This is a genomic window from Paenarthrobacter nitroguajacolicus, from assembly GCF_029952445.1.
Taxonomy (GTDB): domain Bacteria; phylum Actinomycetota; class Actinomycetes; order Actinomycetales; family Micrococcaceae; genus Arthrobacter; species Arthrobacter nitroguajacolicus_B.
This window is the reverse complement of sequence record NZ_JAQPPK010000022.1, coordinates 55580-70562: the sequence shown is the minus strand read 5'-3', so window position 1 is coordinate 70562 and position 14983 is coordinate 55580. Positions and strand designations below refer to the sequence as shown.

General features: G+C 63.8%; 11 protein-coding genes. 5 read left to right on the top strand and 6 right to left on the bottom strand.

Annotation, left to right across the window (positions count from 1 at the left end; translation table 11 throughout):
• Positions 1-49 precede the first annotated feature (49 nt).
• Together PJL15_RS16300 and PJL15_RS16295 are read left to right on the top strand one after the other, a co-directional pair.
• Positions 50-4006, top strand: coding sequence for a Pls/PosA family non-ribosomal peptide synthetase (locus PJL15_RS16300; RefSeq protein WP_281452184.1), 3957 nt, complete (start codon positions 50-52; stop codon positions 4004-4006).
• Positions 4007-4017: 11 nt separating this feature from the next.
• Entirely contained in the window at positions 4018-5343 is a 1326-nt protein-coding gene (locus PJL15_RS16295) for a M1 family metallopeptidase (RefSeq protein WP_281452183.1), read from the top strand.
• Here PJL15_RS16295 and PJL15_RS16290 read toward each other — a convergent pair.
• The 5 genes from PJL15_RS16290 to PJL15_RS16270 form a co-directional block, all read right to left on the bottom strand.
• Entirely contained in the window at positions 5340-6011 is a 672-nt protein-coding gene (locus tag PJL15_RS16290; RefSeq protein ID WP_281452182.1) for a 4'-phosphopantetheinyl transferase family protein, read from the bottom strand. The genes PJL15_RS16295 and PJL15_RS16290 overlap by 4 nt on opposite strands.
• A gap of 130 nt (positions 6012-6141) precedes the next feature.
• Complete coding sequence (locus tag PJL15_RS16285) at positions 6142-7008, bottom strand: trypsin-like serine peptidase (protein WP_281452181.1); 867 nt, start codon at positions 7006-7008, stop codon at positions 6142-6144.
• 177 nt (positions 7009-7185) lie between these two features.
• A complete protein-coding gene (gene pheT / locus PJL15_RS16280; RefSeq protein ID WP_281452180.1) occupies positions 7186-9729 on the bottom strand; it encodes a phenylalanine--tRNA ligase subunit beta in 2544 nt (847 codons plus the stop codon).
• A 2-nt stretch (positions 9730-9731) separates the two neighbouring features.
• Positions 9732-10793: a phenylalanine--tRNA ligase subunit alpha gene (gene pheS, locus PJL15_RS16275; RefSeq protein ID WP_281452179.1), complete on the bottom strand. Its 1062-nt coding sequence runs from the start codon at positions 10791-10793 to the stop codon at positions 9732-9734.
• Between the two features lie 214 nt (positions 10794-11007).
• Positions 11008-11985, bottom strand: a complete 978-nt coding sequence (locus PJL15_RS16270) for an LppM family (lipo)protein (RefSeq protein WP_281452178.1) — start codon at positions 11983-11985, stop codon at positions 11008-11010.
• Positions 11986-12080: 95 nt separating this feature from the next.
• On the opposite strand from PJL15_RS16270, the gene PJL15_RS16265 reads away from it, so the two are divergent.
• Together PJL15_RS16265 and PJL15_RS16260 are read left to right on the top strand one after the other, a co-directional pair.
• The gene (locus PJL15_RS16265; RefSeq protein WP_281452177.1) at positions 12081-12524 is read left to right on the top strand and encodes a hypothetical protein; all 444 of its coding nucleotides are present in this window, start codon (positions 12081-12083) and stop codon (positions 12522-12524) included.
• A gap of 2 nt (positions 12525-12526) precedes the next feature.
• Positions 12527-13156, top strand: coding sequence for an SIMPL domain-containing protein (locus tag PJL15_RS16260; protein WP_281452176.1), 630 nt, complete (start codon positions 12527-12529; stop codon positions 13154-13156).
• Here PJL15_RS16260 and pcp read toward each other — a convergent pair.
• A complete protein-coding gene (pcp, locus tag PJL15_RS16255) occupies positions 13153-13794 on the bottom strand; it encodes a pyroglutamyl-peptidase I (protein WP_281452175.1) in 642 nt (213 codons plus the stop codon). The genes PJL15_RS16260 and pcp overlap by 4 nt on opposite strands.
• 90 nt (positions 13795-13884) lie before the next feature.
• On the opposite strand from pcp, the gene PJL15_RS16250 reads away from it, so the two are divergent.
• Positions 13885-14979, top strand: coding sequence for an Rv2578c family radical SAM protein (locus PJL15_RS16250; RefSeq protein ID WP_281452174.1), 1095 nt, complete (start codon positions 13885-13887; stop codon positions 14977-14979).
• Positions 14980-14983: the final 4 nt, after the last annotated feature.

Below are 14983 nucleotides of genomic sequence, written 5' to 3'. Positions count from 1 at the left end.
AGGAAACGTCAGACACCTTTTGTTCACCTTTCTGCGCCAAGCTGACCCCGTGAGCACAGAACATGCCGTGGGGGCCGGGCAGACGCCTGCCCTGACCACTTACCGCCCCCAGCTGCCGGGCGGCACCGCAGCACCCGCCGAACGAACGCTTGTGGACATCCTGGAGGCTACCGCAGCAGCCTTCCCGGAGTCCTCAGCCCTGGACGACGGACACAAGTCCCTTAGCTACACCGAATTGCTCGCCTCGGCGAGGTCGTTTGCGCAGATCCTGAACGCCCACGGTTTGGGCCGTGGCGCGAAGATCGGCGTCCGGATCCCGTCCGGAACCAACGAGCTGTACATCGCCATCCTCGGCATCCTGATGGCCGGCGCTGCCTACGTTCCGGTGGACGCCGACGATCCCGATGAGCGGGCCCGCCTCGTGTTCGGCGAGGCGAAGGTGGCCGCAGTTATCGGTGCAGGACTGGATGTCCGGCTGTCCGACGATTTGCCGGGAGCTCTCGCCGGCCAGGGCAAGCCGGAGCTGGATGACGATTCGTGGATCATCTTCACCTCCGGTTCCACCGGTACGCCGAAGGGTGTGGCCGTCAAGCACCGATCCTCCGCTGCCTTTGTTGATGCTGAAGCCAGGATCTTCCTCCAGTCCGAACCCATTGGACCCCAAGACCGGGTGTTGGCCGGACTCTCAGTGGCCTTTGATGCCTCCTGCGAGGAAATGTGGCTGGCCTGGCGCCACGGTGCATGCCTGGTTCCCGCCCCGCGCGCCTTGGTCCGAACCGGCATGGACCTCGGCCCTTGGCTCATCAATCACGGCATTACCGTAGTGTCCACTGTGCCCACGCTTGCGGCATTGTGGCCCGCTGAGGCGCTGGAAAACGTCCGCCTCCTCATCTTCGGTGGCGAAGCCTGCCCACCGGAACTGGCCGAACGGCTGGCCGTAGACGGCCGCGAAGTGTGGAACACGTACGGGCCCACGGAAGCCACAGTGGTTGCCTGCGCCGCTCCCCTGGGAGGACCGGGTCCGGTCCGGATCGGCCTGCCGCTGGACGGCTGGGACCTCGCCGTCGTCGATTCCGCCGGGGTTCCGGTCACCGAAGGCGGGATCGGTGAACTGATCATCGGCGGCGTGGGTCTGGCCCGGTACCTCGATCCCGCCAAGGACGCCGAGAAGTACGCGCCCATGCCCACCCTCGCCTGGGACCGGGCCTATCGTTCTGGTGACCTGGTGCGTTTTGAAGCTGAGGGCCTGATCTTCATGGGTAGGGCCGACGAGCAGGTCAAGCTCGGTGGCCGCCGGATCGAACTGGGCGAAGTCGACGCGGCGTTGCAGTCCCTCCCTGGCGTGGCCGGAGCCGCCGCCGCGGTCCAAACCACCGCTGCCGGCAACCAGATCCTCGTGGGCTATCTGGCCCCCGCTGAGGGCTTCGAACTGGACATGAACGAAGCCCGGGCGCTGTTGGCCGAAAGTCTTCCCGCAGCCCTGATCCCCCTGCTGACGGTCGTGGATTCGTTGCCCACCAAGACCAGCGGCAAGGTAGATCGCCATGCCCTCCCCTGGCCCCTTGCCGGCGCCGGCGCGACTGAAGCAGGCAACGCCCCGCTCAATCTTCCCGATGACGCCCGATGGGTGGTTGAGCAGTGGGAGTCAGTACTGGGAAGTCCTGTGAGTTCCCTCGACGCCGATTTCTTCGCCTACGGCGGTGGATCCTTGGCTGCGGCCCAACTCGTTTCCGCCCTCCGCGTCCGGTATCCCACCATCACGGTGGCTGACATTTACGCCACTCCGCGCATCGGAGCCTTGATCGACGCCGCACGGCAATCACTTCCCGACGGCGGCGTGCCGGGTCCCGCTGCTGAGCGGACCGTGCGTCCCACAGCCTTGAAATCGCAGATCTTCCAGGTCCTCATGGGAGTTCCTCTGCACATCCTGGTGGGCATGCGCTGGCTGACGTACCTCATGGCCGCCAACAAATTACTGGCTGACTTTGCCGGGTTTACGGCCGCTCCGACTGTGTCCTGGTGGTGGATCGGGTTGTCTTGGCTGATCTTCGTCAGCCCGCTTGGGCGCATGGCTGTCTCGGTGCTGGCTGCCCGCTTGCTGCTGGGCAGAATCCGGCCCGGCACCTATCCGAGATCCGGGAAGACGCACCTGCGGCTTTGGCTCGCCGAACAGATCCAGGACCTCTCGGGGGCGATTGGCCTGGCCAGTGCTCCGTTTGTTCCGTATTACGCGCGCGCCCTCGGCGCCAAAATCGGCAGGGACGTTCACCTGCACTCGTTGCCGCCGGTCACGGGCCTCCTGTCCTTGGGCAGCGGCGCAAACATCGAGCCTGAAGTAGACCTTTCCGGCTGGTGGGTGGACGGCGACTCGGTCCACATCGGCCAGATCCATGTGGGAGCGGGAGCTGTGGTGGGCTCCCGGAGCACGCTCATGCCTGGAGCCACCATCGGAGCCGGCGCCCACGTTGAGCCCGGTTCCGCAGTCTTCGGCAAGGTCAAAGCGGGCCATTTGGTGGCAGGGTCACCCGCAGAACGTCGCGGAAAGGCGAAGCAAGACTGGCCGGAGGCGGTGACCCGCCGCACTGCGGTTGACCGCTTGTGGCTCTTCGCCTTTGCCGGGGCCTCTGCCCTGCTTTCCCTTATCCCCTATGTCTCCGCCTTCGCCGGCGCCCTGATGGTCCTGGCCTTTATCCGCGGTCATGATTCCCTGGAAACTGCCATTCCCCGGATTGCCTTGGCCGTGCCTTTGGCAGCATTGGTCTGGTTCTTCGGGAACCTCGTCCTGATCCTGATAGTGGCCCGTCTCCTGGGACTTGGCCTCACAGCAGGGCACCACAGGGTCCGCAGCAGGGTGGGCTGGCAGGTATGGGCTACAGAGCGGCTCCTGGACATGGCCCGCGACCTTCTCTTCCCCATATACGCCAGCCTTTTCACACCCATCTGGCTGCGCCTCCTGGGCGCAAAGGTCGGCAAGAACGTGGAAGCTTCCACGGTGCTGCTGGTGCCTAAAATGACCACCATCGGCGATGGTGCCTTCCTGGCTGACGACACGATGGTGGCCTCCTACGAACTGGGCGGTGGCTGGATGAAGATCGCCCCGGCCAAGATCGGCAAACGCTCGTTCCTCGGCAACTCCGGCATGACCGCGGCCGGGCGCAACGTCCCCAAGAATTCGCTCGTCGCCGTGCTGTCTGCCACGCCGGCCAAGGCCAAGTCCGGAACGTCGTGGCTTGGCAGTCCGCCGGTCAGGTTGCGCCGCACCGCCGTCGACGCTGACCAGACCCGCACCTTCCAACCGCCGTTCAAGCTCAAGCTGGCACGCGCCCTGTGGGAGCTGTGCCGCTTGGTGCCCGTGGTCTTGACCGTCGCCATCGCCGTTGCCGTGATGGTGGTCTTGGACTGGATCGCGCGCGGATGGGGCTACTGGATTGCAGCCCTCCTGGGCGGCTTGGTGATGCTGGCAGCCGGAGGGGTGGCGGCACTCAGCTCGGTGGCGGCCAAGTGGGTTTTGGTGGGAACCATTCGGTCCGGCGAACACCCCTTGTGGAGTTCGTTCATTTGGCGCAATGAGGTTGTCGACACCTTCATTGAGATGGTCAGTGCGCCGTGGTTCGCACGCTCTGCCGCGGGCACTCCTGCCTTGGTGTGGTGGCTCCGCGGACTCGGCGCGAAGATCGGCCGTGGAACGTGGTGCGAAAGCTATTGGCTCCCGGAAGCCGACCTCGTGACGCTCGGCGAGAACTCCACCGTCAACCGGGGTTGCGTGGTCCAGACCCACCTGTTCCACGATCGCGTCATGAGCCTGGACACGGTAACCCTCGGAAACGGTGCCACCATGGGTCCGCACGGCGTCATCCTCCCCGCGGCCAGTATCGGCGACGGCGGAACAGTTGGACCGGCGTCGTTGGTCATGCGGGGCGAAACCGTCCCGGCGGGGACGTACTGGATGGGCAACCCGGTGAGCCCCTGGGTGGGTCCGTCTGCACAAGCGCCCCGTCTCAAGTAGATTGGGAGCTAATGACCGCACCCACCAGCACCCCCGGACCCGACCCCTATACCCTGGACCACGGCAACACCCGGTACAGGGTGGACCGCTACGAACTGGAACTCGACGTCAGGCTGGGCAGCAACAAGCTGATCGGCAGAGCGGTCCTGAAGTGTACAGCCGTTGAACCAATGACACAGATCGTCCTGGACCTGGTGGGCCTGCGTGCGTCCAAAATCCAGCTGGATGGCAAGAAACTGCAGAAGTTCAGCCACCGGGCTGAACATCTGGTCCTCAATCCCGCAGCCGCACTCACAGCCGGGCAGCAGTTCACTCTGGAGATCCGCTACGACGGCAATCCGCAGCCGCGTCGCGGACTCTGGGGAGACGTGGGCTGGGAAGAACTGAACGACGGCGTCCTGGTGGCTGGCCAACCCAACGGTGCGGCATCGTGGTTCCCCTGCAACGACCACCCGCGATACAAATCAAGCTTCCTCATCTCCGTAACCACCGACGACAACTACCGTCCGGTCTGCAATGGCAAGCTCGTGTCCCATTCCCGTAAATCCAGCCGGGAAACCTGGGTCTACGAGCAAACTGAGCCCATGGCCACGTACTTGGCCACCGTCCAGATCGGCCGATACGCCAAGGTTCCGCTGAATGTAGACGACCCCCACAGAGTCCCGCAGTTTGTCGCCGTCACCCCCGAAATGACGCAGGACGCACTGCACGGCCTTCGACGGCAGCCGGACATGATGCGGACTTTTGAGGACTGCTTCGGACCGTACCCCTTCCGTGACTACACCTCGGTGGTCACCGAGGACGAACTGGAAATTCCGCTCGAAGCCCAGACGGTCTCCATTTTCGGCCGCAACCACATGAAGGACGCTTGGGATTCCCAGCGGTTGATCGCCCATGAACTGTCCCACCAGTGGTTCGGCAACTCGCTGACGGTCAGCAACTGGAAAGACATCTGGCTCCACGAGGGTTTTGCCTGCTATGCGGAGTGGTTGTGGTCTGAAGAATCGGAGACCATGACTGTCGCTGCCCGCGCAACCGCCGCGTGGAAAAGGCTCGACGCCGGTCCACAGGACCTGCTGGTTGGCGACCCCGGGCCGGAGCTCATGTTCGATGACAGGGTGTACAAGCGCGGAGCCTTGGCCGTCCACGCCCTGCGGGTGGCCGCCGGGGATGAAGCTTTCTTTGGTTTCCTGCAGCAGTGGACGGCTGCAAACCGGCACGGGTCGGTTTCGACGGAGTCGTTGATCGCGGCTGCGGACTCCTTCATTCCGGGGTTCGATGCTGCCGGGATTCTTCGGCCCTGGCTGTATAAGGCCGCGTTGCCTGCACTGCCCTAGCCAACGGCAAGCGCAGCCACAAGTCCCTGCGGCTCCCCCGCGGCCAGGTTCCGGTCCAAGTCCAGGTCCCGGTCCAAGTCCAGGTCCAGCAATCCTTCCCTGCTCAACACCTCCACTTCCGCAGGGTTTGTGCGCAGGCCTTTCCCTGTCATCTTCAGCCAGGCTTCTTTTCGTGCCCACAGCCTGGCCCGGGCGGCGTCCCGCCGGGTTTCCGGGAGGGACACCACGTGCTGCTTCTCTTGTGCCGTCAGCGCGACGTCGTCGAAGCCTTCGAAGGTGATTTTGTCGACGGCCTCAAGGTCCACTCCCAGCCGGAGCCTCTCCCCAGGATGCACGACGCCGGCCAGCAGCACCCAGCCCGACGCCCTGGAGGCGCTGACCACCAAAGGCGCGGGGTCGCCGTCGAGCAGGAAACCGGGCCGACCATGGTCTTGGCCAGAGCCGCACTGCGGGCAATGGTAGTCGGGCACGAGAAGGGCGGGATCGACGTTGAGAAGTGACCCGGCAAACTCCTGGAGCGCGACCCTGCCAGCCACGAAGGCGTCCCGGTCCGCGGCGTTGGCGAAGCGGAGGGCGCGCTGTTGGGCGGGCTGACCAAGCTGCCGGAACGGCGCGTCGGACATGGCCACGTCGGCGAGCAGCCGCAGCTCAAGCACAGGCTTGTCCATCCTGACCCCTTTCACGGCATTGTCCCCAGCAAACTGTAGCTTGGTGCTCAATTGTCTTGCACAAGCAGCAGTGTTCCCCGCAGCCACAAAATCGCTGCGGGGAACACTGACATGGGGTTTTACCCCCCGGTTACTTTACCGACGTCAGGTAGTTTGCCAGGGTTGGTGTGATGCGGGTGCCTGAGTTTGAGCTGCCGCCGTTGGTGTGGATGGCCACGATGGTGTTGGAGCTGTTGTAGACAGGGGCGCCGCTCTGGCCGCCGTAAGTGTCCATCTTGTAGAAGACCTTCTCGGCCTGGGTGCTGTCGATGGAGCCAGTCATGGACCACATGGTGCCGAAGGCCTTGTCGCCCGGATAGCCCCTGACCGTCGCGGTGGTCCCATTCAGGCTGGTGGTCGTGCCAGCGTAGTTCAGCCAGCCGGTAGTGTTGCCGATGGTGCAATCGAGCTTGATGACGCCCCAGTCGGCATTGGTGTTGGCCGAATCAATCCAGCGCTGGTCAGTCAGGAGCTGGGTGGCACCGCAGGTACCGTAAGGATCAGTGGATCCGTTGCGGCCGGGAGCCACCTTCACACCCCACGAGTAATCCGCAGTTGAACCCGTGCCACCCTCATGCACGCAGTGACCGGCAGTCAGCACGGTGTCATCCGAAATGAGCGCACCGGAGCAAATGTAGCCGCCGTTGAATTCAATCTGGACAATCGAGCGGTTGGGCGCGGTAGTGGTGTTTGTGATCCTGACCCTGCCATCAGCGCCGATGACAGAGTCCGTGGAAGCTGTGCCGTTCTTGCCCGGCATTGCAAGGGTGTACTTGTCGGCCAGCGGTGAGGCCGCCGAGCCGGACGTCTGCGTCTTGTCCACCGTGTGCGAGACAGGCTGCAACCCGGAGACGGAGGACTGCGGCGTCGGCTCTGACGCCAAGGCGGCTCCACCCAGCGAGGACGTCAAAGCCACGACTGCAGCCCCGACAAGCACAGCAAAGTTCTGCTTCTTCATGGGTACCTTTCAAAGGACGGTTCTCGTGGAACCGCTTGAGGGATGTGATACACATGTTTCACATGTGCATGACAAAACTGTCATACATATATGAATAATCTGTCAAGATGCTGGGAGTTGGATCTCATTAAAAAAGAAAACCCCGGGACGGCAGTCCCGGGGCCTTCCTGAGTGAAACTAGCGCTGCACAGCTCCAAAGCGCTCGGCGGCAACAGCCACGGCTGCCGCCCGGGCTTCGGAGGCCTCGTCTGCCGTCAGCGTGCGGTCATCCGCGCGGAACCGCAGGCCGAAGGCGAGCGACTTCTTCCCGTCGTCAATGCCGGGGCCCACGTACACGTCGAACAAAGCGACGTCTTCCAGAAGCTCACCGGCACCCTCGCGAAGTGCGGAAAGAACCTGGTCGGCCGGTACGTCCTGAGGGACCACCAAGGCAACGTCCTGTGTCGCAACCGGGAATCCGGAGATGTGCTTGGCAACAATCACATCAGCGGCAGCGTCGAAGAGTGCTTCAACGTCCACCTCAACAGCTACAGATCGGGCAGGCATGTCGTGCGCCGCCAGGAGCTTCGGGTGGAGCTCCCCCGCGTAACCAACGACGTCGCCATTGCGAAGCGCGAGCTGCGCCGCACGTCCAGGGTGGAACGCCTGGTGGCTGCCTTGGCTGACAACCAGTTCAACGCCCAGCACGTCTGCAATCAGGCGCGCCACATCCACTGCGTCCGCCCAGTCCCAGGCCCGCGGTTTGTGCGTGGCCGCGGCCGGAGAATCATGGCCGGTCAGGACAGCGGCGATGTGCAGCGGCTGGTGCGGAACGCCGTCGTACAGTGCATCAAGTACCTCATCGCTGGGCTTGACGCCCAGCGGCGGGATGGATTCCGTTCCGAGCTTCTCCCCCGGCAGGAAGACCGAGCCGGCCTCGTAGAGAGCAAGATCGCGGAAGCCACGCGAGTGGTTGCGGCGGGCTACCTCAATGAGTCCGGGCAGGATGGACGTACGGAGGAAGCCATGTTCCTCGCTGATCGGGTTGGCCAGCTTCAACGCCGGACGCGCAGCGCCTTCCTCCGCAATTCCGAAGGTGTCGTTGGCAGCTTTCGTGACGAACGGGTAGGACAGCACGTCAGTCAGCCCGGCATCAGCCAGCGCCTGCACCACGCGGCGCTTCTGCTGCTGCGTGCGGCTCAGGCCACGGCCCGGAGGAGCCACGGGCAAAGTCGCCGGAATGTTGTCGTAGCCCACAAGACGGGCGATTTCCTCTGAGAGGTCTTCCTTGGTTTCAAGGTCGTTGCGCCAGCTTGGTGCCGTCACGCGGTAGCCGGAAGAGGTCTTCTCCACCACGGCTCCCAGGTCCTCCAGGGAAGTGGTGATCTGCTCCTCAGTGAAGTCGATGCCGATCCGGGCCGAAGCAAAACCTTCAGGCAGTTCAATGACGACGGCGTCAGGCGCGGTTCCAACGTCGGTACCGGTCTGGTCCGCCGTGCCGCCGGCAAGTTCCACCAGCAGGTCCACGACACGCTGGGCCGCAATGTTGGCGACGTGCCAGTCAACGCCACGTTCGAAACGCTTGGACGCCTCGGACGGCAGCTTGTGACGGCGGCGCGAGCGGGCAATGGACACCTCATCGAAGTGCGCGGCTTCGACCAGGATGTTCGTGGTGGAATCGGAAACCTCGGTGTGGGCACCGCCCATGACGCCCGCGATGCCAATGGCTCCGGAGTCGTCCGTGATCAGGAGGTCCTCGACGTCGAGGGTGCGTTCCTTGTCGTCGAGAGTGGTGATCTTCTCCCCCGCGACGGCACGGCGGACAACGATGTCGCCCGAGAGCTTGTCAAGGTCATAGCAGTGGTTCGGCTGGCCGAGTTCCAACATGACGTAGTTGGAAATATCCACCGGCAGCGAGATGCTCCGGATGCCGGCAAGGCGCAGGCGGGAAGACATCCACGGCGGGGTTGGACGTGTCGCGTCCACGCCCCGGACGGTGCGGGCGACGAAGCGGTCGCAGCCAGGCTTGCCGTAAATGGGCGCGTCATCATTGAGCTTCACGCCGTAGCCACCCTGCAGGGAGGCAGGCGCGTTGACCTTGGACGCGGGGTCTACGAAGGACGTTCCAGTGGCATGGGCGTACTCCCGGGCAACACCACGGATGGAGAACGCGTAACCACGGTCCGGCGTGACGTTGATTTCAGCTGCCTGGTCATACAGACCGAGCAATTCCATCGCGTCAGTGCCGATTTCGGGATCCAGGCCTATCCGGGAGAGGACCAGGATTCCGTCGTGGTCATCGCCGATGCCAAGCTCGCGGACGGAAGCGATCATGCCGGCAGAGAGGTGACCATAGGTCTTGCGCGCGGAGATCTGGAAGTTTCCGGGCAGCACAGCACCAGGGAGGGTGACAACAACTTTGTCGCCCTCCACGAAGTTGTGGGCACCGCAGATGATGCCCTGCACGCCGGAAGGATCAATGCCCTTGCCGGTGAGCGTCTGCTCCTGACCTTCCGGAACCACGCGGACCTGGCACCAGTTGATGGTCTTGCCGTTGGTCTGCGGTTCCTTGACCAGGCTTAGGACCTGGCCAACAACGATCGGCCCCTTGAGCTCATCCGTGGGACGGTGCACGTCTTCTTCTTCAAAGCCGACCTTGACCAGGTCCGCCATGACATCTTCGGCCGTAGCTTCGGCCGGTACCTGCGCGAATTCACGCAGCCAGGAAAGTGGGATACGCACTGTTAGATCTCCATCCCGAAGTGCTCGCTGAAACGTACATCGCCTTCGATCATGTCGCGCATGTCGCCGACCTCGTTGCGGAACATAAGCGTGCGCTCGATGCCCATACCGAAAGCGAAACCTGAATAGACGTCCGGGTCGATGCCGGCTGCCCGGAGGACGTTGGGATTGACCATGCCGCAGCCACCCCACTCGATCCAGCGCGGACCGCCCTTGGCACCGGGGTGCCAGATGTCCAGTTCCGCGGACGGTTCCGTGAACGGGAAGTAGTTCGGGCGCAGCCGGATGGACGCTTCGTCACCGAACATCTGGCGGGCGAAGTGCTCCAGCGTGCCGCGGAGGTCTGCCATGCTGAGGTCCTTGTCGATGGCCAGGCCCTCGAACTGGTGGAAGACAGGGGTGTGCGTCGCGTCGAGTTCATCCGTGCGGAACACCTTGCCCGGACACAGCACATAAATGGGCACTTCGCGTTCCAGCATGGAACGCACCTGGACAGGCGAGGTGTGCGTGCGCATGAGCAGGTGGGCTTCGGGCGGCTCCACGAAGAACGTGTCCTGCATTTCGCGGGCCGGGTGGTCCGGCTTGAAGTTGAGGGCATCGAAGTTGAACCACTCCGACTCCACCTCGGGGCCTTCGGCGATTTCCCAGCCCATGCCCACAAAGATGTCCGACACCCTGTCCTGCAAGGTGGACAGGGGGTGGCGGGCACCGGCACGGCGACGACGCGGGGCTGCAGTGACATCAACCGTTTCCTCGATCAGGATGCGGGCGTCATTCTCGGCTTCAAGCACCTGGGTCCTCGCCGCGAGCGCCTGGTTGACCCGGCCGCGCGAGGAACCCATGAGCTTGCCGGCAGCTGCCTTGTGCTCCTTGGCCAAGCCACCGATCTCACGGTTGGCCAGGCTCAGGGGCGACTTCTCGCCCGTGTGGGCGAGGCGGACGGCCTTGAGTTCATCAAGGGAGGAAGCGGCCGCAATAGCGGCGACGGCGTCCTCGACGGCGGCGTTGATGGCGGCTTCATCCAGCGGATTCGGGATGGCGGCGCCTGGCAAAGTGTCAGTCATCTACTGTTCTTAGCTACGAGTTGGGAGCGGCCGGCATTGCAGGCCTGCAAAACGAAAGGGTAGCGCTCACCGCGGACGGCGGGCACTACCCTTCAGTCTAGTTGAAGCCCACTTGCGGGATTGAACCCGCTTGGGCAGGTCCCGCTATGTGAACGAGGCTACCGCGCGTCATAACGACGGCGGAGCGCGGCTGGGTTCTTACACGCGTCGGTTATCAGGCGCCCGGGTTCTTGGGCTCCGAAGCCGGTGGTGCGGTTGGCGGCGGCGGTACCTGGCCGTCGTCGTGCGTTTCTCCCGGGTGGGGCGCCGGCTGCGCTCCGGGCGTGTAGCCCTGCCCGACCCAGTCCTGCTGGGGCGGCCGGGTTGGCTGGCCCGGCTGAGGCGCGGGGTAACCGGGCTGCGGTGTTGCGTAGCCCGGCTGAGGCGCTGCGTAACCCGTCTGCGGTGCGGCGTAACCGGCCGGGCCCTGTCCGTTCAAGGGCTGTCCATACGGTGCGGCACCTGCGAGCGCCGGCGACTGCCGGGCTGACTTCCGCCGCAGCAGGACGAACAGCAATACCAGCGCCGCGGCGACCACCAGCACGGACACCAGAGTCCAGATGATCCACATCGGGATACCGGGGTTGGCCTCTGCCTTTACCTGGACGGCGCTCTCATTGATGGAGAGCATGTCGAAGGTTGCCGTGTTGCCTTCGACGGTTGCGCCCTTGGCTTCGACCACCTTCCCAGGGAAGGTGAACTTGACGGACGCTTCGTCAAACATCGACTTTGCCATGCTGGAAGCCTCGGGATCGCTGCCGTCAGCTCCCGTGACACTTCCCATGGACATGACGTAGAAGTCTCCCTCCTTCTTCAGATCGAAGGGATTCTCCGAGCTGGATGACTCGGCCAGCTTGGCCGGGTCGAGGTTCACCGCAGTGATCCGTTTGCCCTTGTACTTGTCGTCCTCGTAGTCCACAACCGTGGCACCTTCAGGAATGTCCATCTCCTGGCTGCCACCACCGTTGGACTTCATGAAGTCGTCGAAGGACTTATCGCCCAGGACCGATTTTTGGATCGCGTACACGACCTCGTAGTCGACGCTTTTTTCGTTGTTGACCTTGACTGACATGTTGAGCTTGACGCATCCGGTCAATGCCACCATCACGGCTATTAGTACGCCGACTACGCCCATGGCGCGTTTGATCTTCATATCTTTTCCCCCTTCATCCCCTGCACGAGTGAGTGCTGGAACAGCGTATCCCCGCTGCCCGTGCCGTGCCATCCGCCACGGGCTAGCATGGCTTCATGACTCCCGCGCAGCGACTCCGGCAGGTGGCAAATGTCCTGAATCTGTCCACGCCACTGGGACTCGCCGTGGCCGTTGCGTCGCGGTGCGCTCTCTCGCGTGGGCCACGCGGCCTCATCATAGCGGCCGGTTACCACTGGAAGTTCCCCTTCGCAGGCGCATTCACCGTGGGCAACGTGATCCTGTACCGGGCACCACACCCAGTGGCGGGAAGCAATGCAGTCCTCCTGGGCCATGAGGAGCGGCACAGCACGCAGTATGCGTACTGCCTGGGACTTCCCTTCTTTGTCCTCTACGGGGCAGCTGCCTGCTGGTCAATGGTCCGGACCGGAAACCCGGGATCGGGAAACTTCTTCGAGCGGCAGGCGGGCCTGGAGGCGGGCGGCTACATCGAACCCGGCAAGCATCAGCAGCACCACCCCGACCAACGAATCGAGGCTTAGGCATGAAGCGAACCATCACAGTGACCGGTTCCGGCAGCGCAGCGGCTGTTCCGGACCTGGTGACACTGACCCTCGGAGTAGAGACTCGACGCGAGACAGCGGCGAAAGCATATGACGACGCCGGGAAGTCGGCGGCCGCCGTCGCCGCCGGTTTACGGGCTGCCGGCGTCGCCGACGCGGACCTTCGGACGAGCGGCCTGAATCTGCGGGCTGACCTTGTGTGGGTCGAGGGGCAGGGACAGAAGGTGACGGCCTACGTTGCGTCCACCACCCTGCACGTTGGTATTCGCTCCCACGCCGACGCACCCGCGGCCATCGCTGCAGCCGTTGCGGCCGGCGGTGACGACATCCGGATCAATGGCCTGGAGCAGGGCCACGCCGACCCGTCACGGGTAACGGGTCAGGCTCAGGAGGCCGCGTGGCAAGACGCTGTGACCCGCGCTGAGCAGTACGCCACACTGGCCTCGGCCCACTTGGGATCCGTGGTGTCAATCTCCCAGCAACCGGCGCAGAGTGGCCCCATTCCCTTGGCCGGAATGGTCCGGGCATCCTACGCTGCGGAGGCGCTGCCGGTGGAGGCCGGCGAATCAGTAGTGTCGGCCAGCGTCACGGTGGAATGGGAGCTTATCTAGTGGATGGCACCTGCAGGCATTTTGGCATCCTCCAAGGTGTGACGGGCAGTGCGGGCTATCACGGCGATTCCTTGCGCGGTCACTTCCAGCGGCATTGACGGGACCGCCCCTGTTGCGGGCACCTGCTCCGGAAGGTAGGGGACGTGTACGAAGCCGCCCCGGACGCCGGGCAGTGAGGCCAGTGAATGCATTAATCCGAAGAAAACGTGGTTGCACACGTAGGTACCGGCCGACTGGGAGATTTCACCCTTGATCCCCGCGATCTGGAGATTTCTGAGCGCGGCCTTGATGGGGAGGCTGGAGAAGTAGGCCGCAGGCGCCCCGGGAACGACCTCCTCGTCGATGGGCCGCTGGCCCTTGTTGTCGGGAATCCTGGCATCATCGCAGTTGATGGCTACGCGTTCCAGCGATAAGCGGCCCCGGCCACCCGCCAAGCCGACGCAGATTACGATGTCCGGGCTGAGGCGTGAAACGGCTTCGCTGAGCACTGCCAATGATTGACCAAAAACACACGGCAGTTCAAGGGCTTCCACCAGGAGCCCCTCGGCCCGAAGCGTCTCCGCGGCGAGCTGAACGGCACGCCACGAGGGATTGACCGTTTCCTGGCCGAACGGTTCGAAGCCGGTAAGCAGAATCATGGGCCAACCATAGCAACGCGGGACTCCGGCCGCGCGGCACGGAATTCGAGGACCTTGACATTGGTTCGAACATACATTCGAATAGAGTTCATGAGATGGGACGCACAAGCACTTTCACCGATGCGTGAACCGGCTCCGGTAACGGACGGAAGCGCGGCTCCAGGCCCTGCCCCGGCGTTGGATGCCCTGCTGCCGCTGGCCGGGCTTGTGCGTTCCGTCTCTACACCCGAGTTCTCCGGAGTCACCTTCCACGAGGTCACCGCAAAGTCAGTGCTCAACAAGGTGCCAACCGGTTCGAACATGCCTTTCGAATGGACGGTCAATCCCTACCGCGGGTGCAGCCATGCCTGCGTCTACTGCTTTGCCCGCAAAAGCCACACCTATCTTGAATTCGATGCTGGCCGGGACTTCGACTCCCAGGTAGTAGTCAAGATCAATGCAGCCGAAGTACTCCGCAAGGAACTGGCCAAGCCTTCCTGGGGACATCACCAGGTTGCCCTCGGCACCAACACGGACCCGTACCAGCGCGCCGAAGGCCGATACGCCCTGATGCCGGGAATCATCCGCGCCCTTGCGGATTCCGGCACGCCGTTCTCCATCTTGACCAAAGGCACACTATTGGCGCGGGACATTCCGCTGCTGAAGCATGCCGCTACCCAGGTTCCGGTGGATCTCGGCATTTCGCTGGCGATGACCAACGAGGACCTTGCGGCACTCATCGAGCCTGGAACACCCTCACCCAGGGCCCGCTTGAAACTCATCGCGCGGCTCCGGGACGCCGGCTTGGGCTGCGGCGTCATGGCGATGCCCATCCTGCCGTGGCTCACTGATTCCGACGAAGCCCTGGACTCCTTGTTCGCCGGTCTGGCACAGGCCGGCGCTACGGGGGTCTCCGCCGGAGCCCTCTATCTCAAACCCGGCACCCGCGAGTGGTACATGAAGTGGCTCGCCGCCCAGCACCCCGATTTGGTGGGCAAGTACAGGCGCCTGTACGGCAATGGCTGGTACGCCTCCAAGGAGTACCGCACCTGGTTGACTGGCAGGATTACGCACTTCAAGGCGAAGTATGGCTTCACCGGAAGCTCAGGATTCAGCCATCGCAATGCCCGCCATTCAGCCGCACAGGCCGCCGGACAGATCGCGGACGCCACGACTCCCCTGCCGGGCCAACAGTCCCTCTTCTAAGTCC

Excerpts from the sequence above, each read along its gene's own strand:
- PJL15_RS16265 (WP_281452177.1), top strand. The coding sequence starts at position 12,081 with ATGACTCCCGCGCAGCGACTCCGGCAGGTGGCAAATGTCCTGAATCTG.
- PJL15_RS16290 (WP_281452182.1), bottom strand. The coding sequence starts at position 6,011 with ATGGACAAGCCTGTGCTTGAGCTGCGGCTGCTCGCCGACGTGGCCATG.
- PJL15_RS16270 (WP_281452178.1), bottom strand. The coding sequence starts at position 11,985 with ATGAAGATCAAACGCGCCATGGGCGTAGTCGGCGTACTAATAGCCGTG.
- PJL15_RS16260 (WP_281452176.1), top strand. The coding sequence starts at position 12,527 with ATGAAGCGAACCATCACAGTGACCGGTTCCGGCAGCGCAGCGGCTGTT.
- pheS (WP_281452179.1), bottom strand. The coding sequence starts at position 10,793 with ATGACTGACACTTTGCCAGGCGCCGCCATCCCGAATCCGCTGGATGAA.
- PJL15_RS16295 (WP_281452183.1), top strand. The coding sequence starts at position 4,018 with ATGACCGCACCCACCAGCACCCCCGGACCCGACCCCTATACCCTGGAC.
- pcp (WP_281452175.1), bottom strand. The coding sequence starts at position 13,794 with ATGATTCTGCTTACCGGCTTCGAACCGTTCGGCCAGGAAACGGTCAAT.
- PJL15_RS16285 (WP_281452181.1), bottom strand. The coding sequence starts at position 7,008 with ATGAAGAAGCAGAACTTTGCTGTGCTTGTCGGGGCTGCAGTCGTGGCT.
- PJL15_RS16250 (WP_281452174.1), top strand. The coding sequence starts at position 13,885 with ATGAGATGGGACGCACAAGCACTTTCACCGATGCGTGAACCGGCTCCG.